This is a genomic window from Streptomyces sp. RK9, from assembly GCF_045070545.1.
GTDB lineage: Bacteria > Actinomycetota > Actinomycetes > Streptomycetales > Streptomycetaceae > Streptomyces > Streptomyces alboflavus.
The window spans coordinates 423,845-448,999 of the sequence record NZ_CP173703.1; the positions used below are offsets into that span (position 1 = coordinate 423,845).

19 protein-coding genes and 1 pseudogene are annotated in these 25,155 nt (G+C 73.1%); 8 read left to right on the plus strand and 12 right to left on the minus strand.

The genetic code is table 11. The features are described 5' to 3' along the window. Positions 1-37 precede the first annotated feature (37 nt). Positions 38-730: a B3/4 domain-containing protein gene (locus AB6L24_RS01875; protein ID WP_405651241.1), complete on the plus strand. Its 693-nt coding sequence runs from the start codon at positions 38-40 to the stop codon at positions 728-730. 19 nt (positions 731-749) lie between these two features. Here the strand turns inward: AB6L24_RS01875 and AB6L24_RS01880 are convergent, their stop codons facing one another. The 7 genes from AB6L24_RS01880 to AB6L24_RS01910 all read right to left on the minus strand — a co-directional run bounded on the left by AB6L24_RS01880 (position 750) and on the right by AB6L24_RS01910 (position 10,934). After that, entirely contained in the window at positions 750-1,772 is a 1,023-nt protein-coding gene (locus tag AB6L24_RS01880; RefSeq protein WP_405651243.1) for a LacI family DNA-binding transcriptional regulator, read from the minus strand. Positions 1,773-1,868: 96 nt separating this feature from the next. Continuing rightward, positions 1,869-2,720: an ROK family protein gene (locus tag AB6L24_RS01885; protein WP_405651246.1), complete on the minus strand. Its 852-nt coding sequence runs from the start codon at positions 2,718-2,720 to the stop codon at positions 1,869-1,871. Beyond that, a complete protein-coding gene (locus AB6L24_RS01890) occupies positions 2,720-4,462 on the minus strand; it encodes a class I mannose-6-phosphate isomerase (protein ID WP_405651248.1) in 1,743 nt (580 codons plus the stop codon). The genes AB6L24_RS01885 and AB6L24_RS01890 overlap by 1 nt, the downstream gene beginning before the upstream one ends. An 84-nt stretch (positions 4,463-4,546) precedes the next feature. After that, complete coding sequence (locus AB6L24_RS01895) at positions 4,547-7,729, minus strand: alpha-mannosidase (protein WP_405651251.1); 3,183 nt, start codon at positions 7,727-7,729, stop codon at positions 4,547-4,549. Positions 7,730-7,778: 49 nt separating this feature from the next. Then, a complete protein-coding gene (locus tag AB6L24_RS01900) occupies positions 7,779-8,591 on the minus strand; it encodes a carbohydrate ABC transporter permease (protein WP_405651253.1) in 813 nt (270 codons plus the stop codon). Between the two features lie 13 nt (positions 8,592-8,604). After that, positions 8,605-9,585, minus strand: a complete 981-nt coding sequence (locus tag AB6L24_RS01905) for a carbohydrate ABC transporter permease (RefSeq protein ID WP_405651256.1) — start codon at positions 9,583-9,585, stop codon at positions 8,605-8,607. Beyond that, the gene (locus AB6L24_RS01910) at positions 9,582-10,934 is read right to left on the minus strand and encodes an ABC transporter substrate-binding protein (protein ID WP_405651259.1); all 1,353 of its coding nucleotides are present in this window, start codon (positions 10,932-10,934) and stop codon (positions 9,582-9,584) included. The genes AB6L24_RS01905 and AB6L24_RS01910 overlap by 4 nt, the downstream gene beginning before the upstream one ends. A 416-nt stretch (positions 10,935-11,350) precedes the next feature. Between AB6L24_RS01910 and AB6L24_RS01915 the strand changes: the two genes are divergently transcribed. Then, complete coding sequence (locus AB6L24_RS01915) at positions 11,351-12,007, plus strand: LysE family transporter (RefSeq protein ID WP_405651262.1); 657 nt, start codon at positions 11,351-11,353, stop codon at positions 12,005-12,007. Positions 12,008-12,050: 43 nt separating this feature from the next. Next, complete coding sequence (locus tag AB6L24_RS01920) at positions 12,051-12,674, plus strand: histidine phosphatase family protein (protein WP_405651265.1); 624 nt, start codon at positions 12,051-12,053, stop codon at positions 12,672-12,674. Here AB6L24_RS01920 and AB6L24_RS01925 read toward each other — a convergent pair. Together AB6L24_RS01925 and AB6L24_RS01930 are read right to left on the minus strand one after the other, a co-directional pair. Beyond that, positions 12,605-13,738, minus strand: coding sequence for a cation diffusion facilitator family transporter (locus AB6L24_RS01925; RefSeq protein WP_405651268.1), 1,134 nt, complete (start codon positions 13,736-13,738; stop codon positions 12,605-12,607). The two genes, AB6L24_RS01920 and AB6L24_RS01925, sit on opposite strands and share 70 nt — an antisense overlap. A 436-nt stretch (positions 13,739-14,174) precedes the next feature. Further along, positions 14,175-14,975, minus strand: a pseudogene (locus tag AB6L24_RS01930) (glycoside hydrolase family 16 protein); the annotation flags it as partial. A gap of 422 nt (positions 14,976-15,397) precedes the next feature. Here AB6L24_RS01930 and AB6L24_RS01935 point away from each other — a divergent pair. The 3 genes from AB6L24_RS01935 (at position 15,398) to AB6L24_RS01945 (ending at position 17,546) form a co-directional block, all read left to right on the plus strand. Continuing rightward, positions 15,398-16,246 (plus strand): GntR family transcriptional regulator, encoded by an 849-nt coding sequence (locus AB6L24_RS01935; protein WP_405657002.1) that lies wholly within the window; start codon positions 15,398-15,400, stop codon positions 16,244-16,246. 143 nt (positions 16,247-16,389) lie between these two features. After that, positions 16,390-17,190: an SAM-dependent methyltransferase gene (locus AB6L24_RS01940; RefSeq protein ID WP_405651271.1), complete on the plus strand. Its 801-nt coding sequence runs from the start codon at positions 16,390-16,392 to the stop codon at positions 17,188-17,190. Positions 17,191-17,243: 53 nt separating this feature from the next. Then, positions 17,244-17,546, plus strand: coding sequence for a hypothetical protein (locus AB6L24_RS01945; RefSeq protein ID WP_405651274.1), 303 nt, complete (start codon positions 17,244-17,246; stop codon positions 17,544-17,546). Between the two features lie 12 nt (positions 17,547-17,558). Here the strand turns inward: AB6L24_RS01945 and AB6L24_RS01950 are convergent, their stop codons facing one another. Next, a complete protein-coding gene (locus AB6L24_RS01950; RefSeq protein WP_405651277.1) occupies positions 17,559-18,992 on the minus strand; it encodes a tetratricopeptide repeat protein in 1,434 nt (477 codons plus the stop codon). Between the two features lie 258 nt (positions 18,993-19,250). On the opposite strand from AB6L24_RS01950, the gene AB6L24_RS01955 reads away from it, so the two are divergent. Beyond that, entirely contained in the window at positions 19,251-20,582 is a 1,332-nt protein-coding gene (locus AB6L24_RS01955; RefSeq protein WP_405651279.1) for a M64 family metallopeptidase, read from the plus strand. Here the strand turns inward: AB6L24_RS01955 and AB6L24_RS01960 are convergent. Beyond that, a complete protein-coding gene (locus AB6L24_RS01960; RefSeq protein WP_405651282.1) occupies positions 20,548-21,378 on the minus strand; it encodes an ArsR/SmtB family transcription factor in 831 nt (276 codons plus the stop codon). The genes AB6L24_RS01955 and AB6L24_RS01960 overlap by 35 nt on opposite strands. A 229-nt stretch (positions 21,379-21,607) precedes the next feature. On the opposite strand from AB6L24_RS01960, the gene AB6L24_RS01965 reads away from it, so the two are divergent. Beyond that, the gene (locus AB6L24_RS01965; protein WP_405651285.1) at positions 21,608-22,495 is read left to right on the plus strand and encodes an endonuclease/exonuclease/phosphatase family protein; all 888 of its coding nucleotides are present in this window, start codon (positions 21,608-21,610) and stop codon (positions 22,493-22,495) included. Positions 22,496-22,643: 148 nt separating this feature from the next. Here the strand turns inward: AB6L24_RS01965 and secD are convergent, their stop codons facing one another. Further along, the gene (gene secD / locus AB6L24_RS01970) at positions 22,644-25,007 is read right to left on the minus strand and encodes a protein translocase subunit SecD (RefSeq protein ID WP_405651288.1); all 2,364 of its coding nucleotides are present in this window, start codon (positions 25,005-25,007) and stop codon (positions 22,644-22,646) included. Positions 25,008-25,155: the final 148 nt, after the last annotated feature.

Consider the following 25,155-nt stretch of genomic DNA (forward strand, 5'->3'; position numbering starts at 1 on the left):
CCTCACCCCATCTCGCCCCCTCCCGAACGGAAACACCGTGCACTTCCAGCATGCGAGCGACCTCTGGCAGGACTTCCCCCAGCTGGTCCCCGGGGTGATCCTCACCCGGGGCATCACCGCCGACGTGTCGGTCGACCGTCCCGTCGCCGCGCTCGGCGCGGCGGCGGCCGAGCGGCTCGCCGGCACCCAGGAGAGCGGCCTGCCCGAGGTGCAGGCCTGGCGGCGCGCCTTCGCCGCGATGGGCCTCAAGCCGACGCAGTACCGCTGCGCGTCCGAGTCCCTCCTGCGCCGCTTCCGCAAGGAGGGCTCCCTGCCCCGCATCCACCCCCTGATCGACCTCTGCAACGCCGCGTCCCTCGCGTACGGCATCCCGGTCGGCGTCTTCGACGTCCCCCTCGTCTCCGGTGACCTCGAAGTCCGGTACGCCGACGGCGACGAGGTCTACGAGACGTTCGGCGGTGCGGAGGAGCACCCCGACCCCGGTGAGGTGATCTTCGCCGACGGTGCCCGGCGGGCCCACGCCAGGCGCTGGACCAACCGGCAGAGCGGCTACTCGGCGGTCCGTGACACCACGTCGGACGTCCTGATCGTCGTGGAGGCGCTGCACGAGTCGGCCCCGGCGGACGTGGCGAAGCTGATGGACGCCCTCACGGCGGAGCTGCGCGCGGTCTGGGGCGTCGAGACCACGTCGGCGGTGCTGACCCGCTCGGCGCCGCGCTTCACCTTCTGAGGCCCGGCCTCCCACGCCCTCAACTCCCGTACTGGACCAGGCCGGTGGGCAGCACCAAGCGCCGGTACGTGCCCGCTCCCCCGCCCTTCCGCTCCCGTATCCGCTCCATGAGGAGGCGCCCCGCCGCGCACCCCAGCTCGTCGCTGTCGTACGTGACGAGGGTGAGCGGCAGACCCAGCGCGTCGGCGAGTTCGAAGTCGTCGAAACCCGCGAGGGCGGTGTCCGCGCCGGTGGCCCGCAGGGCCCGGAAGGCTCCTATGGTGTTGCGGTTGTTGGAGCAGAACAGCGCGGTCGGCGGCTCGGGCAGGGCGAGGAGTTCGGCGGCGGCGCGCTCCGCCTCGGCCGGTTCGGTCTGGCCCTGGCGGACGAGGCCGGGGCGGGCGGGCAGGCCGGCGTCCGCGAGGGCGGCGTGGTAGCCGCGCAGCCGCTCGGTGCCCGTGTACACGGCGGGAGGTGAGCCGAGGAAGCCCACGCGCCGGTGGCCGCGGGCCAGCAGGCGGGCGGTCGCCGCGCGGGCGCCGCCGAAGTCGTCGACGAGGACGCAGTCGGCGTCGAAGCCCTCGGGCGGGCGGCTGGCGAGGACCACGGGGACGCCCTCGGCCGCCGCCGCGGCGAGGTGGCGCTGGTCGGAGCCCGCGGGCACGGCGATGATGCCGTCGACGCGCCGGGCCACCAGGTCGGCCACCAGGTCCCGTTCGGCGTCCAGGTCCTGTCCTGTGTTGCCGATGACCGTCTTCAGGCCGTCGGCCGCGACGACGGAGTCGACGCCGAGGGCGAGGCGCGAGTAGAAGGGGTTGGCGAGGTTGGTGACGACCAGGCCGACCAGGCCCGTGCCGCGGCCGAGGCGGAGGCTGCGGGCCACCTCGTTGGGCCGGTAGCCGAGGGCGGCCGCCGCCGCGCGGACGCGGTCGCGGGTCGCGGGCAGCACGCGCGGGTCGTCGCGCAGCACCCGGGACGCCGTCATCGCGCTGACCCCGGCGCGCTCGGCGACGTCGCGGAGGGTGGGGGGCTGCCCGGCCCCGGGGTCTCGTGGTGCGGGCATGGGGCTCGCGTTCCTCTCGTTCCTGCCGGGCCCCCGGCGGCGCGCTCCTCGCACGCTGCGACGGCTCGGTCCTTCCGTACCCCCGCGGCCTCGCCCTCACCCCGTCTTCGCGTACACCCCGGCCCCCACGAGTCCCGCGTCCGCACCCAGCGCGCCCGCGCCGACGGTGACCGGCGTGTCCCCCAACGCGCCGCGCAGCGCGGGCCCGACGAGGTCCCAGGACCGGGCGAGGCCCCCGCCCACCACGACTGCCGTGGCCCCGAAGTCCCTTACGTACGGGGCGAGTACGGTGCCGAGCGTGGTGAGGGCCTCGTGCAGGACGCGGCCCGCGCGCGCCTCGCCCGCGCGGGCCCGCAGGGCGATGTCGTGCAACTCCGCGCGGCGGTCGCCGTAGCGGGCGAGGAGGGCCCGGCGCGACACCGACTCCTCCAGGGGCCGCCCGTGCGCGGTCACCAGGTCGATGCGGCCGAGCGGCGGCACCCCCGGGCCCTCGTGGACCACCCGCCCGTCCACGAGGAACGCCGAACCCACGCCCGTGCCGAGGGTGACGCCCACGCAGCGCCGGTGCCCGCGCGCCGCCCCGGCCGACCACTCGCCGAGGGCGAAGGCGTGGGCGTCGTTGAGGAACACGGCGCCGCGGGGGCGCGGCCACACGCCGTCGAGCAGCACCGACCCCACGTCGACGCCGTACAGGTCGTCGAACTTGCCCACGCCCTCGAAGCGCGCGATGCCCTTGTCGTAGTCGAAGGGGCCGGGCACGGCGACGCCCCACAGCGCGGCGGCGGGCGCGTCGACCTGGGTGGCGCAGCGCACCACCGCGCCGAGGACGTGTTCGGCGGTGCCGCGCGGGTCGAGGTCGCGGTGCGCCCGACGCAGCACGCGCGCCCGCCCGGGGTCGACGAGGGCCGCGGTGACATGGGTGCCGCCGATCTCCAGGACGGCCCGCATCAGCGGCCCGCGTCCCGGCGCGACAGGCCCGGGCGGCCCGCGTGCGCGGCCGCCGCAAGGGGCCGCACCAGCGCCTTCACCACCTGCGCCGCCCCGCCGCGCACCGCGATCCAGTACGCGCCGACGGCCGCGGGCACGGTGAGCGTCTCCGCGTACGCGAGCGGGTGCACGTCGCCCGCCGCCGTCCGGATCTCCACGCCCTCGCCCGCCACGACGTTCAGGACGTGGAAGCGGCCCGCGGTGTCGTCGTCGGCGACGGCGCCCGCGTCCAGGGCGTAGCGCCGCACTTCGTAGAACATCTCCGGGAGCGCGCCGATGACGTCCTCGTACCAGCCGTCGCCGGAGCGCAGCCTGCGGGGTTCCTGGACGAGGTCGCGGGCGACGGAATCGCCGCGGCGGTCGGTGTCGAGGTTCGCGAGGCCGTGCTCGTAGGGGAGTTGGCGGGGGTTGCCGTCGGCGTCGGGGCGCAGCCAGTCGTAGAAGCGCAGGCTGTAGAGGTAGGGGGTGGCGCTGATCTCCAGGACGACGTTCCCCGCGCCACTGGCGTGCGGGGTGCCCGCGGGGATCATGAAGAGGCGTCCCTGTTCGGCGGGGAAGCTCAGGATGTGGTCCTCGGGGTCCATCGGCACGCCGTCGTGGGCGGCCTCCTCGATCTCCTTGCGGAACAGCTCGACGTCGGCGTCCTCGCGCAGCCCGAGGAAGACGCGGCCGCCGGGGCCGCCGCGGGTCACGTAGTACGTCTCGTGCTGGGTGTAGGGCCAGCCGAACCGTTCGCGCATGTACCGCTCGCGGGGGTGGCAGTGCACGGACAGGTTCCCGCCGTCGACGGTGTCCAGGTAGTCGAAGCGGATCGGGAAGGAGGTGCCGAAGCGGGCGTGCACGTCGGGTCCAAGCATTGGGTGGGGGTGCAGGACGCACAGGAGCTGGAAGGGGATCTCGGCCTGGAGAGCGGGGCCGGTGCCGACGAGGACGCCCGCCTCGGGCGCGATGAGTTCGTAGCCGAGGGCGGTGTTGCGGGCGCCGGGGTCGAAGCCGAGGACGCGCTGGGCCCAGTGTCCGCCCCACGGCGTCGAGTTGAAGTACGGGCGGGTGCGCACGGGGCGCCGGGCCAGGTCACGGAGCGTCGCGCGCAGGCCGGGCCCGTCGAGGTACACGGGGTGCTCCGGGTCCTGGGTGTCGAGCCAGGCGTCGACGCGCCGGGCGAGGGCGTCGCGGTGGCGGTCGAGCATGGGCCAGTCGATGTAGAAGAGGCGTCTGAGGTCGGCCGGTTCGCCGGGGAGCCCGAGGTGGTGACCGTGGCCCGCGGCGACGGCGGCCTCGGCGTGCCGCTTGGGCACGTCCGCGTACCAGAGCCGGTCGTGCGGGACGAGGGCGGCGCCGGGGCCGTGCACGAGCAACAGTCCTTCGGTGGGCGGCTCCGGCCACGGCAGGGCGTCGAAGAGGTCGGTCAGGGGGTTGTCGGCGAGGGCGCCGAAGTAGGGGTCGCCGGTGCCGTCGTCGGTGCGGCGGCGCACCTCGTCGGGCGGGGCGTGGTGCGCGGTCACGTCGAGGGTGGCCACACGCACGCCGGTGGCGGCGAGTTCGGCGGTGAGGCGGGCGACGAGCCGGTGGAAGTCGACGGACGGCGGCCCGTCGACGGCGACCGTCGACGGGCCCTCGGGCAGGTGTGCGGCCACGGCGCGCCATCCGGCGGCCATCACGGCCCCCGGTGCCGGGCCGTAACGCGGGTCGAGCCGGTACACGCGTTCTCCTTCGTGCGGTCGTTCCCGCGGTGCTTCGTGCGGGGGCGCGCGGTGGTTCGGGGGCTGGGGGTACTTCGGGGGGGTTCAGGGACGTACGAGGAGCAGGGCAGCCGTGGCGAGGGGCGGGACGGCGAGCGTCGTCACGGCGCCCGCGCCGTCCGCACGGTCCACGGGGTCGAGTGCGGCGCCCTTCGTGCCGAGGAAGTCCGCCCGGTACGCGGCGGCCACCGGGAAGCGGGTCAGGACGCGGCAGTCCACCGCCTCGTGCGCGAACGACTGCAGACGCAGCAGCAGCTCACCGGGCCGCGGCACCGTCACGCCCACGAGACGCACCCGCGGGTCGTCCACCTCGACGAAGGCGTGCGTCGCCGCACCGGAGGCGACCGGGCCCCGCGCCCGGACCGCACGCAGCGGGCGGCTGAACGCGGCGGCCGTGCGCGGCCCGAGCCCGTCGGCGGTGGGCGCGCACGCGAGGCTGTAGCGGAACGTGAACTCGAAGCCCTGCCGGCTCGGGAAGTTGGTGTCCCACAGGTTGTTGTGGATCCAGGAGAAGACGGTGGCGGGCTCGTCGTGGCCCATCGTCCTCGGGAACGGCGCGTACGGCAGCGCGACGTTGCCGAACTGGACGAGCGGCGCGTCCTGCGAGGACCAGGCGACCGCGCACCCGTCGTCGGCGAGGGTCACCCAGCGGCGCACGGCCCGCATGTGGCGCGCGGATCCCGGCACCACCGGAAGGCCGGTGCCGGTGACGCCGCCGGACGCCTCCATGCGGACGACGGGGTCGTCGAAGGCGAAGGGGAACGCGAAGTAGGCGCTCTCCTTGTCCAGGGTGCGGTCCTTGTCGAGGCGGTTCTCGATGTCGAGCCGCGGCACACCTCGCGGCAGGGTCAGCGTGGTGCGCAGCCGGTTGGCGCCCGCCGGGCGGGTCTCGTAGGTGAGGATCTCGGCGGTCGCCGTGGAGTGCCGGGCGATCAGCGCGGCGGGCGGGGCGACCGCCCGGGTGCCGAGGTGTTCCAGGCGGTCGGACGCGGTGGTGCGGCTGGAGTTGTGGTTGAAGCCCCCGGCGGTGGTGTAGCTGTCGTGGAAGTAGCCGTTGAAGCCGACGACGGGGTCGGTGCGGACGAGTTCGCGGCCGGTCGACTTGTCGATGACCGAGGCGACACAGGCGTGCGCGAGGTCGACGCGGACGGCGAGGTGTTCGTTCTCCAGGAGCGTCGGGTCGGGGTGGGCGAGTGCCTGTGCGGCCGTGTCGGCGGGGTTCTCGCGTTCGGCGGTGCCGGTGGGGTTCCAGCCGGTGGCCGCCGTGACTGCGGTGGTCCCGCCGGCTCCGTACGCGTCGGTGCCGGCGGCGGTGATGTCGACGCGTACGGAGCCGGCGGGCGGCACCTCGTCGATCCGCACCACGAGGAACCGCCCGGCGTCCCGGTGGTCGTCGTTGGTCTGCGCCCGCTCCTCGTGCGCGAGCCGCCGGCCGCTGCGGCCGTCCCGAACGGCCACAGCCTGGGCCGACGGCACGCTGCTCTCCGGCAGGAAGATCCGTACGACGTCGGTCCGCGGCCAGGAGCAGGTGTTGACGACGTGGTACGTGGCGAGGGCGCCCGGCGCGGCGGCGAGCCGCTGGCCGAGCCGGGCGCTCGCCCGGTGCAGGAGCGACGTGCCGTCGTCGTGGGCGCGCAGCGCCTGCCCGTACTTCCAGTGCCACTGCTGCTCGCCGCTGTGTCCGCCCTCGTCGCCGTGGGTCCACGGGTCGCCGGCGCCCCAGGTGTGCTCGTCGAAGAGCGACACCGCTTCGTAGACCCCGGCGGCGTCCCGCGTGTCGTCCTCGGCCCCCGTGGCGTCGAGGAGGGACGCGAACGCGCCGATGGTCTGGGCGTCGGCGACCACGGACTGGGCGGTGCGGGCCAGGGACAGGGGCTGTGCCCCCGCGCCCACCCCGTCGACCCACCAGTCGGTCCAGTCGCCCTCGAAGGTGGCGATCTCGTCGCCGAGCCTGGCCTCGGCGTCCAGGAAGAAGTCCTCGTTGCGGGAGAGCCGCAGGCGCGGGTGGGCCCAGGTCTCGTTCCACCGCCGCACGGTGTCGGCGATGACGCGGCGCGGCGGCGCGTTGTCGCCGAACTTGCCCTGGACGCGCAGGTGCAGGACGTCCCAGGGGTAGGGCTCGCGTTTGATGTCCTCCTGGTCCATGGCCCAGCCGAAGACGCCGCCACGGTAGGGGTAGGGGTGGCTCGCCAGGGACGTCAGATAGGCGGGCAGCAGGTCGTCGACGTCCGCGTAGGCGGTGTCGAAGCCGAGGAGCGGGCCTTCCATGTAGGCGAGTCCGTGCGGGGTGTCGGTCATCCACACCAGGACGCTGTTGCCGCTGGGCGCGCGCCACCGGAAGAGGCGGGGCAGCTTCTCGCCGCCGACCAGGTGCGGCACCGAGCGGCCCGCCCAGTTGTGGGCGACGGACAGATAGCTGACGCCCGCCCCGGCGAGGGCGTCGACGAGGCCCACCACCGCGCCGGGCACGTCGGTCTGCATCGCGGAGGTGAAGCGCACGCCGTAGCGGTCGCGGATGTCGTGGGCCAGGCGCAGGAGTTCGTGCAGCTCGTCCGTGGAGCAGGTCTCGGTGTGCAGGTTGAACGGCAGTGCCGTCAGCTCGATGCGCCCCTCCCCCACCCGGCGTATCAGCTCGTCGACCTGCTCGGCGGGACGGGACCGCGCCCACTGCTTGAAGGACCACAGCGACTCGACGCACCAACGGAACCGTGACTCGGCGGGCCAGTCGTCGGTGGCCCGCGTCAGCTCCAGGCAGGAGTCGAGGAACGACAGGTGCTCGTTCAGGACGAGTCCCTGCGGGTCGGTGTACCCGATGTCGAGGTGCGAGTGGTGCACTAGGTGGATCGTCCACTGGCGCTGCGGTGTCAGGGGTACGCCGATGCCCTCGGCGCCGCCGGGCAGGGCGACGGTGACGCGGGTGGGCGCGGTGACGGCGGGCAGGAGCAGCCGCACGGCGCGGCCGGGCCCGGGGACGCGCTCGGCGCGCAGCGCGGTGCCCGACTCCGTGCGCACCTCCAACTCACGTGGCACGGGCGCCCCGTTGACGGGTTCGACGCGCAGCGACTGCAGCAGCGTGCCGTCGTCGGCGCGCCTCATCAGGGGCTCCTCGGTGAGCCTCAGCACGCGGCCGTCCAGCGCTCCCTCGGCGCTGACCACTGAGGCGCGCAGGCTCGCGCGGATGCGGTCGTTGTCCCAGTCGGTGGCGCGGACCAGGGCCCGTGTCGTCATACGGATCTCTCCCGGGGCGGTCGGCGGTGTGGTGCCGGGTGGTCGTGGGTCAGCGGGCGGAGGCGGTGATGCCGCGCAGGAACAGGCCGCGGAACACCAGGAAGAGCAGCAGGGTGGGCGCGGACACGATCAGCGCGCCCGCGAGGATCACGGGCGGGCCCGCGGAGGAGTAGGCGTTGTTGAGGGTGGTGAGGGCGGCCATGACGGGCTGAACGTCGGCGCTGCGGCTGAGGGTGATGCCGAGCAGCAGGTCGTTCCAGACGGCGGTGAACTGGAAGATGAAGGCGGCGCCGAGCCCCGCCCGCATCAGCGGCACATGGATCTGCCAGAAGATCCGCCCGAAGGACGCCCCGTCGATCAGCGCGGCCTCCGTCAACTCCGGTGGCATCGTGGTCATCTGATTGCGGATCAGGAAGAAGGCGAAGGGGATCGCCCAGGCGACGTAGACGAGCATCAGGCCGAGCCTGGTGTCGTACAGGTTGGCGTCGGCGTACAGGCCGAAGAGCGGCGCGAGGAAGATCTGGAGCGGGAACAGCGTCCCGGAGTAGATCAGCCAGAACCAGAACGCGGGCCTGGGGATGGGCAGGACGACGACGGCGAAGGCCGCCATCGCGGCGACGAGCACGGCGAGAAGACCGCACACGACGGAGTACAGGAGCGAGGCCTGGAAGCTGTCCCCGATGCCCGCCTCGGTCCAGGCGGTCCGGACGTTGTCGACGAAGTCGAACCCCTGGAAGGTCCAGTCGGGCCTGCCCTCGTACGCGGCGGACGGCGTCAGCGCGTTGACGACGAGCAGGTACAGCGGGACCAGCCACAGCACCACGCAGCCGGTGACGAAGAGATGACGTACGACGCGTCCCACGGCCGCCCCCTCCTCAGGCCTTCGCCCAGCCGGTGTCGGGCATCTGGCGGCGCAGGTACGCCCAGGACGAGGCGACGACGATCACGGAGAGGACCAGGGCGATCGCCGAGCCGTAGCCCACGTGGAAGAGGCGGAAGGCCTCGCGGTACATGGTCAGGGCGAGGGTCTCCGAGGACCGCGAGGGGCCGCCCTTGGTGAGGATCCAGATCATGTCGAACGCCTTCAGGCTGTTCACCACGGCCATGCCCACGACCACGACGGTCACCGCCCTCAGCTGCGGAAGCGTGATGTACCGGAACATCCGCCAGCCGCTCGCCCCGTCCAGCCGGGCGGCCTCGACGGTGTCCCGGGGAATGGCGCGCAGGCCGATGGCGAAGAGCACGACGTTGATGCCGGTCGCCTGCCAGGTGGACGCGACGATCAGGGCGAGCGTGTTCTGCGGCCACTCCAGGAGCCAGGCATGCGCCCAGGAGTCGAGGCCGACCCCGCGCAGGAACTGGTTGACGGCGCCGTCGGACGTCAGCATGAAGTTCCACAGCACGGCCGTCGCGGCGGCCGAGATCGCGAACGGCAGCACGATGACGAGCCGCGCGACGCCCCCGAACCGGCTCCGGTGCGTGACGACCGCGATCAGCAGGCCGAGGAGCACCGGCAGGAGCAGCGTCCCCGCCACCCACATCAGGGTGTTGAGCAGCGACCGCCCGAAGACGGGGTCGTCGGCGAGCCGGGTGTAGTTGTCGATGCCGGTGTAGCTGCTCGTGAACCCGTTGTCCTCGAAGAAGCTGCCGTACACGCTGCGGAGGAACGGGTACACCAGCAGGACGCCGACGAAGGCGAAGGCGGGCAGCGCCCACGGCAGCGCGGCCAGGGGTCCGCCGCGACGGGCACCGGCGCGGACGGCCTGGTGGGGCGTGCGGGTGGGGATCCGGCGGCGGGCGCGGTGCGCCTTGGCCGCCGTCGCCGCGGCGGGCGCGGGCGTGGTGGTGTCGGTCATGTCCGCGCCGCCTCCCGCCACACCTTCCAGGCCTCGTCGGCGCGCTCCTGCATGGTGCGCAGCACCTTCCGGTACGAGGACGGGTTCAGGAGGAAGCCCGCGAGGTCGTCGACGGTCGCCTCGACCAGCTCGGGCGGGCCCTGCTCCCAGAACCGGTTGAGCAGCCGCAGCCGTTCGCCGCGCACCTTCTTGGCCAGCGAGGCGATGACGGGGTTGGCGGCGGGCACCCGCGGATTGGGGCAGCCGTCCTGGAGGGCGTGCGAGAACGCCTTGAGGACGGCGGGGTGCAGCCAGTTCCTGGTGGCCTTCAGGGCCTCGGTGCGGTCGGGGCCCTTGACGGTGGCGACCAGGGCGCTGGACTCGAAGATGACGGCGGGCCGGGCCGAGGGCTCCGCCATGGGCAGCACGAACGCCGCGTAGTTCTTGCCGGGCCTGCCGCCCCCGGCGGTCAGCATCGAGCCGAGCCAGGTGCCGCACGGCAGCATGCCGACCTTGCCGTGCACGACGGCCGCGGAGGCGTCGACGTGGTTCATGTCCATCGGCGTGAACCAGTCCTTGTCGAAGAATCCGGCAAGGGTGCGCAGCGCACGCTCGGCGCGAGGGTCGGTGTACTTCGCGCGGCCGTTCATCAAGTCGTCGTAGAACTGGGGGTCCTGGCGGCTGAGGATCTCCTGGAACCAGATGAACGAGGGCCAGCGTCCGTCGGCCGTGCCGTGCAGCGGGGTGACCTCGTTCCTCTTCAGGCGGTCGGCGGCGGCGAGGAAGTCGGCCCAGGTCGCCGGGGGTTTCAGGCCGTGCTCGGCGAACACCTCGGGGTTGTAGAAGAACACCCAGTACGCGAGGTTCATCGGCAGCCCGTACACCCGGCCGCGGTGGGTGAACGCCGCCCGCAGGGACCGGTCGGCCCAGCCCCGGCCGACAGCGGTGTCCCACTGGTCGGTCAGGTCGGCGATGCCGCCGGTGCGGGCCAGGTCCTGGAGCCGGTAGCCGGACCAGTACTTGAGCAGGTCCGGGGTCTTCCTCGTCCGCAGCGAGGACTTCACCACCTGCTCGAACGCCTCAAGCGAGGGGTTCACCTCCGGGACGAGCCGCAGCCCCGCGACCGACTTCATGGCGGCCCCCGCCGCGGCCATCGGCGCCGACCAGGCCGCGCTGTCCCCGAACACGGCGACCTTCCCCGCGGGCTGGCCAGAGGCGGTGCCGCAGGCGGTGGCGAGAGGGCCGATCGCGGCGGCGGACGCGGCGGTCGCGGTGAGGAGGGTGCGGCGGGTGACAGTGGGCGTGGCGCACGTGCTCGGCGTACCAGGTGAACTCGCTGTGCTGGGCGTGCTGGGCGTGCGGCCTGACATGGGTGGCCCCCCAGGTGCTTTCCCGGGTGTGTCCCGGCCCGGTGTTAGCGTTAACACGAGCGAGATGGAGCGTCGTGGCGGCGCGGGCGGATGTCAAGGGAGCGCGGGCAAAGCGGGCGGGATCGCGCCAGGTGCGCCGGAGCGAGGCGCGTCGGGTGCCGTCGGAAACGCCGCCGACACACCCACTGGGTGCCGTCGGACACACCGCCGCCCCCCCACTGGGTGCCGGGGGCTCCGGCCGCCCCGCACGCGACCGTGGCGGCCGCACAAATTCGGTTGCCCGCACAGCGATCCGCGCCACACGATCGCCCCATGCCGTTCATCCCGCGCGTGCCCCTGAGCACGCCCACCGCCGCCCCGCTGCCGTCCGCCTCCACCGGTCGTCCGGTGGCGCGGCAGCAGCAGTCCGGCCGACCGTGGGGACCGACACCGCCCCGACGGTGACCGGGCATCTGGTCGCGGGCCTCCTCGCCGGGTACGGCATCGCCGTCCCGGTGGGCGCGGTCGCGGCCCACCTGATGGCGCTGACCGCGCGCACCTCGCTGCGGACCGGCGCCTGCGCGGCGCTCGGGGTGGCCACGGCCGACGGCGTGTACGCGCTGGTCGCCACGGTCGCGGGCGCCGCCGCTGCTCCCGTCGTCCTCCCGCTCATCGGCCCGCTGCGCTGGGTGTCCGCGGGCGTCCTCATCGCCCTGGCGCTGCGCTCGGCCGCGCAGGCCCTCGCCGCGTACCGCCGGCCGCACACGGCCGGGCGGAGCGACGAGAAGCCGGTGACACCCGCCCGGGCGTACACGAGCCTCCTCGCGCTCACGCTGCTCAACCCCATGACCGTGATCTACTTCGCCGCGCTCGTCGTCGGCAGCCAGACCGACGCGACGCCTGACCGCCTGGGCCAGGCCGTGTTCACCCTCGCCGCGTTCGCCGCGTCCGCGAGCTGGCAACTGCTGCTCGCCGGGGGCGGCGCACTGGTCGGCCGCGCCCTCACGGGGCGCCGCGGCCGCCTCGGCACGGCGCTGGCGTCCAGCTCCCTTATCGTCGCCCTGGCCGTCCACCTGCTGGTCTCGGCCCCGTGACCCCCGCCGAAGCCGCCTTCGTCCACCGCCCTGGAGCACCTCGATGACCGCGACCGCCGCGCGCTACCTCTCTCTCGCCCGACACGGCGAGGCGTCCCCGGACGAGTCCGAACTCACCGACCGCGGCCGCCGCCAGGCCGTCCTCCTCGGCGAGCGCCTGCGCGACACCCCGCTGGCAGAGATCACCCACGGCCCCTTGCCGCGCGCCACGCAGACGGCGGGCCTCGTCCACGCCCAACTCCCGGACGTCCCGGTCACGTTGTCCGACGCCGCCGGGGACTACGTCCCGCACGTGCCGGCCCGGGACGAGTTGCCGCAGGAATCGGCGGCCGCCGTGCTCGACCGGCTCGCCGCCTTCCCCGCGGACGAGCGGGAAGGAGGCCCCGCCCTCGCGCAGGCGGCCCTCGACCGGTTCACCGGCCCCGTCGAGGGCGACACACCCCGCCACGAGCTGGTGGTCACCCACAACTTCCTCATCGGCTGGCTGGTGCGCGCCGCGCTCGACGCGCCCGCGTGGCGCTGGCTCGGCCTGAACCACACCAACGCGGGCCTCACCGTGATCCGTTACGCGCCCGGCCGCCCGGCGTCCCTGCTCCTCTACAACGACACCGGGCATCTGCCGCCCGAGCTCCGCTGGACCGGCCTGCCGCCCGAACTGCACGTCTGAGCAGGCCGGGCTCCCCTCGTCCCCTCAGTGGGCGTGCGGTTCGCGCCGGTGCGTGGGGCCGTGGCCGTTGGCGCAGTGCGGCGTCGGTGCGGCGTCGGTGCGCCGACGGTCGCCGGGGACGGCGACGCGGCGGCGGGGTGCGGGGCGTCGTCCTCGTGGTCGATCTGGAGCGTGGTGTGGGTGAGGCCGTACGTCTCGGCGAGGACCTGGTCGAGGTCGCGGCGCACGGCGTGGCAGTCGCCGCCCGGGTGGACGAGGACGTGGGCGGACAGGGCGGGTTCGCCGGAGGTGATGGTCCAGATGTGCAGGTCGTGGACCTCCGCCACCGCGGGCGCGGCGGCGAGCCGGTCGCCGATGGCGTCGGGGTCCAGGCCGGCGGGAGCCGCTTCGAGCAGGATGCGGCCGGAGTCGCGCAGCAGCCCGCAGCCCGCCTTGACCATGAGGACGACGACGAACAGCGTGGCGATGGTGTCGGCGCGGGCGAAGCCGGTGGTCATGACGACGACACCGGCGATGGCGGTCCCGATGAACGCGAACAGGTCGTTGAGGATGTGCTGGTACGCGCCCTCGACGTTCAGCGAGGACCGGTTGGCCTTGGACAGGCACCAGGTCGCCGCGAGGTTCACGGCGACGCCGGTGAGCGCGGTGGCGAGGACCATCCAGCCGGTGACCTCCGGCGGGTGCAGGAGCCGCACGACGGCCTCGTACGCGAGCCACACCGCGGCGAGCAGCAGGGTGAGGCCGTTGGCCTGCGCGGAGAGTATCTCGACGCGCTTGAGCCCGAATGTGTACGTGCCCTTCGCGGGCCGCGCGGCCAGCCGCATCGCGACCAGGGCGAGGATGATGGAGAAAGCGTCCGTGAGCATGTGGACGGCGTCGGACAGAAGCGCGAGCGAGCCGGATATGAAAGCGATCGCCGTCTCCACCGAAATGAAAACGCCAATCAATACAAGCGCCAGTGAGAGCCAGCGCCTGTCGGCGTCGGCGGAGACGCCGTGGCTGTGCCCGCCATGGCCTCCTGCCTGGTGATCGTGCCCGTCGTGGTGCGTGTGAGCGTGCCCCACAGGAAGGTCCCCCCAGCTGGTCTCGGCGTCCGACGCACGGCAGTCAAGCGCAGATCGGCGAAGTCCGCAAAGGCTGCATCGGTGACCGTTTTCAATGCCGGAAATAGAGGCGTCGAGGGCTCTGTGAATCGGCGGAATTCACCGTCACGACAACGGCTGATTAACGTCGTTTGCCGTCAGTCCATTTCACCTTCCGGGGCCTTCGGGAGGGTCTGCTCCCGAGGCGCCTAGGAAAAAGTTGTGCGCGGCTGTCGATCCGGCCACGCCCCGTTCGACGTAGTGGTGTGCGGCGCCTCGCCGCACGACGGAGGTCGTGACCAGCCCGAGCGGCATGACGCACCACCTGTTCTGGCGGAGGTGACACGAGGGCTGGGCGGCCCCGCCCGGTACTCGTGGGCGGGGCCGCCCGGTGCGCGCCGGGCGGAGCGCGTGCGCGCTACGGCGTCGGCACCGTGTCCGCGAACGCCGTGCCCGAGGCCCGGTACGCCGCGACCCGCTGGGCGGCCTCGGCCGGGGTGAGGACCTGGTCCTTGACGTGGAGGACGTAGTCGACCTGCTGGTGGTAGGAGCGGGGCTGGGTACCGGGCTGGCCCGCGAGGTCGATCAGCCACTGGTTGAAGTTGATCGACATGGGGCGCTCGGGGAGGTACGCGGCGTCGTGGGTGGCGAAGTGCCGACCGTCGACGTAGTACGTGATGGCGCGGTCGTCGATGGTGAGGACCAGGTCGTGCCAGCCCGCGAAGCTCTCGCGGCGCTCGGTGTGCTGGTTGACGGCCTGCCAGGGGTCCGGATCGTAGGTCTCCCAGGACGTCGTGTAGAGGATGTTGCCGGGCTCGCCCCAGCCGCCGTTGGGCAGGTACTCGAAGTCGTACTCGGAGTAGTCGTCCGCCATCGGGGCCTTGAGGTCGTTGATGGTGAAGAACGTCTGCACGACGCGGTCGCCGTCGGGGCCGGACGCGGGGGCGTCGCTGAACTTCACGCGGGCCGCGTAGGTGCCGTTCCTGAACTTGGCCGAGCGGGTGAGGATCTCGGTCTGCTCGGTGCTCGCGGCGGTGCCCGCGGTCCTCGTCTCCAGGTCCATGACGGTGCCGCCGCCGGCTGACGAGAACGTGATGTTCCGCGGCACCCAGGAGGCGCCGGGCACCCCGGGGCCGCCGGAGTCGGCGCGGACGCTCCAGCCGTGCGCGGACACACGCGGGTCGTCGTGGGCGGTGTAGGAGAAGTCGTCGAACAGGACCGCGTCGGCCGCGGTGCTCGAGTCGGCCCGCGGAGCGTCGGCGGCGGACGCGGCGGCGGGCAGGACGGCGAGGGCGGCGCAGCCGAGCGCGCAGGCCAGGGCGGCGGCACGGCGACGTGGGCGCCGGGCAGGGGCGGGCGTCAAGTGCTTGGTCATGGCGGGGCGTTCCTCTCCGGAACAGGTGGGGGGAAACCGGTCGGGTCGGCGTGCCGGTCCGACGACCCTCGAACTGACCAGTTGGGCAACTGGTCAGCTGACCTCTTGCCGGTGAACGAAGGTGGCACGGCACCAGGGACCCGTCAACCCTGGACGCGCGAGCCCGCTTCGGCCCCAACTCACCGACCCCTCTACCGAGTTGACAGGTTCCGCACACCGATCTCATGGCTACACTTCACCTGACCAGCGAGGTGACGGAGGACGTCATGGAGACCGACGCACCGGGGACGGTGCTCAAGCGGGAGCGTGTGCGCGACTTCGTCCTGGAACTCATCGAGTCCCGGCAGGCCGGCGACGGCATCCCCTCCGAGCGCACCCTGTGCGCCCGCCTCGGCGTGTCCCGGCCGACGCTGCGGGCCGCGGTCGACGAGCTCGTCGCGGCGGGCCTGCTCGTCCGGGAGCACGGCCGGGGCATGTTCGTCGCGCCGGAGAAGATCACCCAGGAGCTGGTCTCGGGCCGCGCGACACTGTCGGTGCCGCAGGCGGCGGGCGCCTGGTCGAGCCGCCTCCTGGAGTTCACCACCGTCCCGGCCGGCGCCCGCGTGGGCCGCAGGCTGCGGATGTCGCCGGCCGGGCGGATCGTGTACGTGGCGCGCCTTCGGCTCGTCGACGGCACGCCGATGGCCGTCGAGCACCTGCACCTCAAGGCGGATCTGGTGCCGGGCCTCACCGCGCGCGAGCTGGAGTCCGGCGACCTGTACGCGCACCTGCGCGAGCGGCACGGCGTACGGGTGCACGAGGCGACGCAGACGATCGAGCCGACCGTCGTCACCCGCTCCGAGGCACGCCTCCTGGACGTGCCCGAGCTGTCCCCGGCCCTGCTGTTCGAACGTCTCACCACGGACGCGGCCGACCAGCCGGTGGAGTACGTCCACTCCCTCTACCGGGGCGACCGCTACCGCATCGTCTCGCGCCTGACCCTCGACCCGACGGCCCCGCCCGACACCGCGCCCGGCGGCCACCACCCCGGCATCCCGCCCGGCGACTTCACCGAGGGCGACGCCCTGGCCGCCTCGACCCTGGGCGCCGTACAGGACACGCCCGAACAGCCGTGACCCCGGCATCGCCGCCGCCCCGCCCCCTCGCTCACGCGCCCGTTCGGCACCCGAACTCCCGTCACACCACTGCCCGCGCGCCGGCATTATCCTGATCATCCGCGCCGCGGCCCCCGACGGCCCCACCCGCACTGGAGTCACGTATGACGGCAGCATCCGAACCCCACGTGATCGACACCAGCAAGCCGCATCCGGCGCGGGTCTACGACTGGCTGCTCGGGGGCAAGGACAACTACCTGGTCGACCAGGAGCTGGCGCAGAAGCTGCCGCCGCAGGCCCGGGAGAACGCGCGGCGCAACCGTGCCTTCATGCGGCGCGCCGCGGCCTGGCTGGCAGGACAGGGCGTCGACCAGTTCCTGGACATCGGCACCGGCATCCCGACGGAGCCGAACCTGCACCAGATCGTGCAGGCGATCACGCCCGCCGCCCGCGTCGCGTACGCCGACAACGACCCGATCGTGCTGCGGCACGCCGAGGCCCTCCTTGTCAGCACGCCCGAGGGCGCCACCACCTACATCCAGGCCGACGTCCGCGAGCCGGGCGCGATCCTCGAACACGCCCGCGGCTTCCTGGACTTCGACAGGCCCGTCGCGCTCTCCCTGATCGCGCTGATGCACTTCATCATGGACGCCGAGGATCCGTACGGACTCACGCGCACGCTCATCGACGCCCTGCCGCCCGGCAGCCACCTGATGTTCTCGCACGGCACCGCGGACGAGCACCCGCAGCTCAAGGAGTCCGTCTCGACCGCCTACAAGGAGGGCCAGGTGCCGCTGCGCATGCGCGAGCGCGCCGAGGTCGAGCGCTTCTTCGACGGCCTGGACCTCGTCGAGCCCGGCCTGGTGACCGCCACCGAGTGGTTCAAGGACGGGCCCGCGCCGCAGCGCGAGCCGAGCGGCTTCTACGTGGGTGTGGCCCGCGTGCCCGGGGCACCGCGCGGGTGATGTCCGCGGTGCGGGTCGTGTACGGCGGGCGTACCGCGCCCTAGGGTGCGGCCATGGACCTGGACGAGGACCTGCGCGAGCTCACCCGCGACGAGCTGGAAGCCGAGGTGCGGAGCCTACGGGCGGCCGTCCGCAGGCATCGCGACAGCTCCGGGCACGATCTGTGCTGGCACCACCCGCAGCTGTGGGACCTGCTGCCGGAGCGGGTCGAGCCCGCGGTGGCGGTCCCGCCGTGGCCGCGTTTCCTGCGCGGCTGCGTTCGCTATCGGGAATCCCTGGAGGCGCAGCTCCCGGACGCGCCGGTGGACGACCGGGAGTATCAGAAAACCCGGGAGCATCGCGAGCAGGGCGGCTGAGGCGGCCGGGCGTCACATCGGGGGCGTCGCCGGGGCCGGGCCGAGGGTCGTGGTGCCGGGGGCCGCACGGTGGCCGAGGCCGGTGCGGTAGGCGTCGAGGGCGGCCTCGACGCGGCCGGTGCGGCGCAGCAGGTCTCCCAGGAGGCGGCACAGGTCGGCCAGGTCGCCCGCCGCGCTGGAGCGTTCCAGGAGCGAGAGGGCGGCGCAGTAGTGCTCCTCAGCGCTGTCGGTGTCGCCGCGCTCCTCGGCGATCAGGCCGAGCAGCCGGTGGGCGCCGCCCGCGTGCACGGCGCCGCGCTCGGCGCCGAGGGCTCCCCCGTCCTCGCCGGAGGTGAGCAGGGGCCGCAGCAGCGCCTCCGCCTCGCCGGCCTTGCCGCGCCGCCGCAGCACGTCCGCGAGTTCGACCTCGACCTGCACGGTGAACAGGGCGGCGCGCTTGGACGCGAGCATGTCGCGGGCGGTGCGCAGCTCGCTCTCGGCGCCGTCCAGGTCGCCGTCCTGGGCGTGGACGTAGCCGCGCATCCAGTGGCAGTGGGCGAGTTCGGTGCGGATGTGCAGGTGTCGGTAGAGCTCCTGGGCCTTGGCGAGGGACGCGTCGGCCTCCGCGGTGCGGCCCTCGGCGATGAGGGTGCGGGCGACGCCGCGGTGCATATGGGCCACCAGGGCCGGATCGCTGACGCTCGGGGCGAGCGCGAGGGCGAGCTCGGCGGCGTGCGCGGCGCGGGCGTGCGCGCCCATGTCCATGTAGGGCGCGATGGACGCCGTGTAGAGGAGCAGCAGGGCGTCGGGGTCGTGCAGGCCTGAGGCGTTGAGTTCGTCGAGGGTGGTTTCCAGCAGGTAGCAGGAGTAGCGCAGTTCGCCGGTCAGGAGGTGGGCGGTGGCGCGGCCGCGGATGGCGGGGACGCGCACGGGCAGCGGCTGGTCGGCGAGGAGGCGCTCGGCGGCGGCGAAGCAGTCGCGGGCGTCGGTGAGTTCGCCGGATTCGAGCAGGCAGTCGCCGAGTCCTTGCAGGGCCGCGGCCTGCTCCTCGGCCAGGCCGTGCGCCACGGCCTCCTCGTGCAGGGCGCGGAACAGCGCCGCCGCGTCCTCGGGGGCGCCGGTGGCGAGGGCGCGCCGGGCGTCGGTCAGGCGCAGCCGCAGGTCCGTGGCCAGGCGGGCGGGGCGGCCCGTGACCAGCTCTTCGTAGCCGACGCCGAGCCGTCCGGCGAGGTGCCGCAGGGCGGCCTCCGAGGGGCGCACCTTGCCCGACTCCAGCGTGGAGACGTACGCGGCCGTGTAGGCGGGTTCGGCCACCTGGCGCTGTGTGAGGCCTTGTTCGGTACGCAGCCTCAGCACGCGGCGGCCGATTTCGACGGCTTCGTCGGACCGGGCGGCCTCGGGACTGTTCTCCGCCACCTCTCCCCTTCCATAGGTCAGGTCCTGAGCTAAGTCGATGACGGCGGTCATGCATAGATGCCGGAGGGAATTCAGGTATCTGTCAAGGGTACGGCCACCAGGAACCGCTGTCCGCTGAGCGGGCGTTCCGGTCGCGCGGGACACCGCTCCCGACGCTCCCGGCCTCTCCTCCCCTGGCGTGAACTGACCTGTCTCATAGACATCTTGCGCCTCACCATTGCCTGACGCCCCCGAAGCCCCTACGTTGAGCGACGCCTTAAACGGCTTTAACTCGCCACTTACACGGCGGACTTCGGAAGGACCCCCACCATGCGCAGACGCAAGTCCGGCATAGCCAGACGTACGCCGCTCAAGATAGCCACGGCCGCCGGGATCGCCCTGGCGGCGACCCTCGCCGCGACCGCGGGCGCGACCGCGGAACCCGATGCGCCCTCCGCCCGGAGCGGCGCCGAATCCACCCAGCACGTGGAGTACTTCACCGGCCCGGCCGGCCACCCCCGGCACACCGAGGTGCCCGCCCCCGACCCGCTCACCGCCAAGGAGCGCAAGGCCGCCGCGGACGACGGCACCGTCGTCCCGATCGTGCAGAACGGCCCGGTCGGCTCCAAGGCCGACGTCGTCTTCGTCGGCGACGGCTACACCGCCTCCCAGCAGGAGGACTTCCACGCCGACGTGCGCACGAAGTGGGCGGAGGTCTCGGCCGTCGAGCCGTACGCCTCGTACAAGAACCTCTTCAACGTGTGGGCGGTGGACGCCCACTCGCGGCAGTCGGGCGTCTCGGGCGACCCGACGAGCAACGTCCGCAAGGACACCGCCCTCGGCTCGGCCTTCTACTGCGACGGCATCGAGCGGCTGCTGTGCGTCGACACCAACAAAGTGGAGGCGTACGCGAGCAAGGCAGCCGACCCCGACCTGGTGATCGTGCTGTCGAACTCCACCAAGTACGGCGGCGCGGGCTACAACGACATCACCTCGCCGTCCGGCTACGACGGCATCGCCACCGCCTCCTCCGACAACGAGCAGTCCTCGCAGGTCGTCGTGCACGAGACGGGGCACTCGCTGGGCAAGCTCGCGGACGAGTACGTGTACGAGGAGTACGGCACGTACACGGGCGCCGAGCCGTGGGAGTCCAACATCAGCAAGCTGACCGCCGCCCAGCTCACCGCGCAGAAGAAGAAGTGGTACCGCTGGATCGGCCAGTCGTCGCCCGACGGCGGCACCGTCGGCGCGTACGAGGGCGGCGGCTACTACCCGCGCGGCCTGTACCGTCCGACGGACAACTCGATCATGCGCACCCTCGGCCGGGAGTTCAACTCACCCGGACGCGAGGCCATGATCGCGGGCTTCCACCGGCACGGCTCGACCGTCTCCGCGGTCACGCCCACGGACAAGGAGGTCCGGCGCGGCCAGCGCGTCAAGGTCCTCGCCGCCGAGGGCGTGCGCCTGCGCTGGTCCGTCGACGGACGCTCCGTCAAGAAGGGCGTCGACGCCCGCTCCATCACGCCGAAGGCCCTGGGCGTCCCCGCCGACGGCCGCGCCCACAAGGTCACCGTGCGAGCCACGGACCCGACCCGCGCGGTCCGCGCCCCGGAGCTGCGCAAGCTCCTCAAGGGGTCGGTGACGTGGCGGGTGGCGCGCTGAGGCACGGCGTGCACCGCTGACCGACGCGTGCCGCCGCTGCGCCACCGGGGCGGCACGCGTCCGCGGGGCTCAAGGTGTGCAGCGCCCGCTTGCCCTCACGGGTGAGGGCGGCCAGGCCGGCGTTGCGCAGGACGCTCGCGTGTTCGCCGGCGCCGGCCGGGGAGATGCGGGCGTGCGCCGCCAGCTGACCGATGGTGCGGCCGGAGTACTCGGCCATGACGCAGAGCACGGTGGCGCGGGTGCGCCCGAGCAGGGCGCGCAACGACGTCGGTACCTCGGTCAGTGCGCCTGCGGTGAGCGCGCCGGGGGCCAGAGCGGAGCGGAAGCCGTCCCGGATCGGGAAGGTGATCCAGGGCTGCCCGCCGTCCGGGCAGTCGAAGGCGGGGTAGTGGGCTCCGAAGACCGTCGGGATCAGGAGCAGGCCACGGCCACCGAGGGTGATGTCGCCGTCCCGGCCTGAGGCCGTGGTCATGTGCAGGACGGGCGGCGCCCATGTGAGGTAGCGCGGGTTGAGGTCGCTCAGCAGACGCTCCACTCCGTGGTCAGCCACCTGCTGCACCCGCAGGGCCCGGTCAGCGCCGTGCAGTTGCTCGATCCGGGGCCAGTAGGGAGCGATGAACTCCTGGTGCGCGTACTCCACGGCGTCGGCCAGATGCCGCCAGGCGGTGAAGCGCACCGGATGCGTCGTCTCCTGCAGCAGCCGGATACCGATCGACAGCTCGAGGAGCGGACGGACTCCGGAGGCCATGCGCGTGCGGGTGAGGTCCTCCGCCGTGAAGTGGATCCGCAAGGTCACCGCGAGAGTCTTTCCACCGCCGGTCGTTTCGGACCAGCCCGAAACAAGTCGACTCTCCCGTCCCTCCCACCGAGTCCGGTGCGTGTCACCGCGGTGCCCCTGCCTTCGTTCCACGACCGGAACCTCGCACCGGCTCCCAGCTGCCGCTTCAACGTTTGCCCAAGGTTCGTTGCAGGACCGCGGCGGACAGTGGACGCAGACCCAGGACAGACCTACGACAGGGGGACCCATGACCAGAACAAGCCGCGGCAGGGCTGTCCTCGCCGCGAACGCCGGACTGATCGCCTTGCTGGCGACCTCGGGAGCCGTCACGCCCGCGCAGGCCGGTTCCACGCGGACGGATTCCGGCGGCGTCGGCGAAGCGTCGACGCGCGTGGTGCCGAACAGGATCATGTCGTGGAACTCCAACGGCCAGCAGAACGGCACACCCGAGAACCTCGCCCAACACATCAAGCGCTTCAAGCCGCGCGTGGTCGTCCTGCAGGAGTCGTGCAGGACGGAAGTACAGAAGGCTGTGAAGCTGCTCAAGCAGGACGAAATGGAGTACAGCTTCAAGCACGGACCGGGCATCATCAACTTCGGCTGCGACGGATGGAGTCCGCTTGGCCTCTCTGTGCTGTACGCCAAGGGCACCCCGTTCCAGGGCTATCGCCACAAGGAGTACGCCCAGGGCGAGTGGAGCGAGGCCCGTGCCTACCAGACGTTCTCCACCCGCCTTGCAGGCCAACGGGTCCAGGTTTTCAACACGCACCTCAGCGACGGGGGCGCGCGCGATCTGAGGGCCGCGCAGATCAGGGAACTGCTGGGTGCCGCTCGCGGGCACGGGCGGGTGCTGGCCGGCGGTGACTTGAACGCCCAGCCGTCCTACCCCGAGATGAAACCGATCTGGGATGCCGCGTTCCGTGACGTGGATCCGTTCTGCCGATGGAACGGCGGTCGCCCGGACGCCCGGTGCAAGTCGACCTATGTCAACGTGCCCAGGAAGTTCGACTACATCCTCCACCGAGGCATCAACTCCCGGAACTGCATGCTGGGAACGGTGAACCGGGACCACCGGATCGTCATCAGCGACGTCACGACCGCCGCGGGCCCGCAGGCCCCCTGTTCGGACGTCTGACCACCGCTCGCCGGTGCCGCCCTGCCGGGGGGAGGGCGGCGCCGGGCACCTCGTCGCCGGACGGGCCGGGGGAAGACGCCGGTCCGGCGGTCGAGGACGGAGCCGTGGCTCGGGCAGAGGGCCCGGGCCACGGCTTTCCGTCGAGGGATCAGACCACCGCGCCCGTTCCGCGCTGTCGGCGTCGGGCCTCCAGCGGGCTGGCGGGTCGGTCCTGCTTGTGCGGTGTCGACCGCCCTCGCGGTGCGGCCGGGTTGCGGCGCTCCAGGGACACCGCCACCGGAACCGCCACGGAGACCGTCGACGCCACGCCCACGATGACGCCGGCGATGAGGGCCACCGAGAAGTCGGCGAGGGAGTCGCCGCCGAGGACGGCGAGGGCGGCCAGGACGAACAGGGCGCCCATGCCGGTGTTGACCGTGCGCGGGAGGGTGCGGATCACGGCGGTGTTGGCTGTTCCGGCCAGGTCGGCGCGGGGGTCGCGGCGGCGGGCCTCGCGGATGCGGTCGAAGACGACCACCGTGTCGTTGACGGAGTAGCCGATCACGGTGAGCACGGCCGCGAGGAAGACGCTGTCGACGGTCTTGCCGAGCCAGGCGAACAGGCCGACCACCAGCAGCACGTCGTGGACCATCGCGGCGACGGCAGCCGACGCGAACGTCCAGCGGAACCGGACGGTGAGATAGATGAGTTGGGCGGCCACGGCGATGCCGAGCGCGATGAGCGCCTTCTGGCGCAGCTCGTCGCCGAGGCTCGGGCCGATGCGCTCGTCACGTTCGACGGTGGCCTGCCCGCCGCCCTTCTCGGCCAGGGCCTCCTTGATCTTCTCCTGTTCGGCGTCGCTGAGGTCGCCGGTGCGTACGGTGATGTCGTCCGAGCCGGACTCCTGCACGACCGCGCGCGGGAACCCGGCGTCGGCGACGGCCTTGCGGGCGGTGTCGGCGTCGACCTGCTTGCTGGTGCTGTACTCGACGAGGCGCCCGCCGGTGAACTCGACGCCCAGGTCGAGGCCGCGCAGCGCGATGCCCGCGACGGCCACGACGACGAGCAGGGAGCTCGCGCCGAGCCAGCGGCGCCGGTGGCGCACGATCTGCGGCTCGCGGCGTGCGAGGAGGGTGCGCAGCCGGCCCGTGGTGGCGAGGCCGGTGAGGTGCGGGCGGCGCCGCACGAAGCCGCGGCGCACGGCGGTCTCGGCGAGCACCCGCGTGACGACGAACGCCGACACCATCGACACCAGGACACCGATGGACAGCGTCACGCCGAAGCCCTTCACCGGGCCGGTGGCGAAGGTGAACAGCAGCCCCGCGGCGAGCAGCGTCGTCACGTTGGAGTCGATGACGGCGCTCCAGGCCTTGGTGAAACCGGTGTGCAGGGCCTTGGGGAGGCTTCTGGCCCCCGCGCCCCGGTCGCGGGCGTCCGGGTTGGTGGCGCGGGCGCCGAGGTACTCCTCCCTGGCGCGTTCGAAGACCAGCACGTTGGCGTCGACCGCCATGCCGATCGCCAGCACGAACCCGGCGAGCCCCGGCAGCGTCAGCGTGGCGCCGATCGCGAGCAGGGCCGCGTACGACATGAGTCCGTACAGGGCGAGCGCCACGGTGGCGAGCGCGCCGAGGAGCCGGTAGACGAAGGTGATGAACAGGGCGGTCAGGGCGAGGCCGATGAGCGCGGCCTGGGTGCTCGCGGCGATGGCCTCGGCGCCGAGCGTGGGGCCGACGGTGCGCTGTTCGACGACGTCGACGGGCACCGGCAGGGCGCCGCCCTTGACGAGCGCGGCCAGGTCCTTGGCCTCGTCCTCGTCGAACCCGCCGGTGATCTGGGTGCTGCCGCCGGTGATGCCGGCCCCGCAGCGGACGTCCGCGTTCACGCCGGGGGCCGAGATGACCTTCCCGTCGAGGACGATGGCGACGCGCCGTTCGGGCGCGCCCTGCGGCGCGCACGCGGCCTCGCCGGTGACGCGCGCCCAGTCGCCGCCCGCCTTGCCGCGGAAGTCGAGCGTGACCTGCCAGCCGTTCATGGACTGCTGGTCGAAGACCGCCTCGGCGTTCTTGACGCCCTCGCCGGTGAGCGCGGTCGGGCCGAGCACGAGGTGGCCGCCGGGCCGGTCGGGGTCGGGCAGGGTGCGGGAGCCGTCGGCGGCGGTCCTGCCGGATCCCTTCCGGTCGGTCTCGCCGGTCACCGGGTGCACAGTCAGCTGCGCGGTGCGGCCGATCACCTCGGAGGCCTCGCGTGGGTCGCGCACCCCCGGAAGTTCGACGACGATCCGCCGGTCCCCGGCCTGCGCGAGGCTCGGCTCGGACACGCCGAGTGCGTCCACGCGCTGCCGCAGGACCTCCAGGGCCCTGCGGGTGGAGTCGGCGTCGGCTTCGACGGTGGGTGAGTCCTTGGTCTGCAGGACGATCTGCGTGCCGCCTCTGAGGTCGAGGCCGAGGCGTGGTGACTGGGTGAGGGCGAGGTACAGCGAGGCGGCGACGGCGACGAGCGCGACGATCGCCCGCCACATGGGTGCGCGGGGCATGGGAGTTCTCCACATCCACGGGGACCCGTGGGGGCCGGGGCCAGGCGGCGGTGAGGCCGGTCGGTCCGGGCGGTCCATGGGTCCGTGAGGTCCATGAGCTCGCGTCGTTCACGGGTGCGTGGGATCCACGGGCCCGTGAGGTTCGCGA

Coding starts and splice junctions, on each gene's coding strand:
- AB6L24_RS01880 (WP_405651243.1), bottom strand. CDS start 1,772: ATGCCCGCACCACGAGACCCCGGGGCCGGGCAGCCCCCCACCCTCCGC.
- AB6L24_RS01885 (WP_405651246.1), bottom strand. CDS start 2,720: ATGCGGGCCGTCCTGGAGATCGGCGGCACCCATGTCACCGCGGCCCTC.
- AB6L24_RS01895 (WP_405651251.1), bottom strand. CDS start 7,729: ATGACGACACGGGCCCTGGTCCGCGCCACCGACTGGGACAACGACCGC.
- AB6L24_RS01905 (WP_405651256.1), bottom strand. CDS start 9,585: ATGACCGACACCACCACGCCCGCGCCCGCCGCGGCGACGGCGGCCAAG.
- AB6L24_RS01910 (WP_405651259.1), bottom strand. CDS start 10,934: ATGTCAGGCCGCACGCCCAGCACGCCCAGCACAGCGAGTTCACCTGGT.
- AB6L24_RS01920 (WP_405651265.1), top strand. CDS start 12,051: ATGACCGCGACCGCCGCGCGCTACCTCTCTCTCGCCCGACACGGCGAG.
- AB6L24_RS01935 (WP_405657002.1), top strand. CDS start 15,398: ATGGAGACCGACGCACCGGGGACGGTGCTCAAGCGGGAGCGTGTGCGC.
- AB6L24_RS01940 (WP_405651271.1), top strand. CDS start 16,390: ATGACGGCAGCATCCGAACCCCACGTGATCGACACCAGCAAGCCGCAT.
- AB6L24_RS01945 (WP_405651274.1), top strand. CDS start 17,244: ATGGACCTGGACGAGGACCTGCGCGAGCTCACCCGCGACGAGCTGGAA.
- AB6L24_RS01950 (WP_405651277.1), bottom strand. CDS start 18,992: ATGACCGCCGTCATCGACTTAGCTCAGGACCTGACCTATGGAAGGGGA.
- AB6L24_RS01955 (WP_405651279.1), top strand. CDS start 19,251: ATGCGCAGACGCAAGTCCGGCATAGCCAGACGTACGCCGCTCAAGATA.
- AB6L24_RS01965 (WP_405651285.1), top strand. CDS start 21,608: ATGACCAGAACAAGCCGCGGCAGGGCTGTCCTCGCCGCGAACGCCGGA.
- secD (WP_405651288.1), bottom strand. CDS start 25,007: ATGCCCCGCGCACCCATGTGGCGGGCGATCGTCGCGCTCGTCGCCGTC.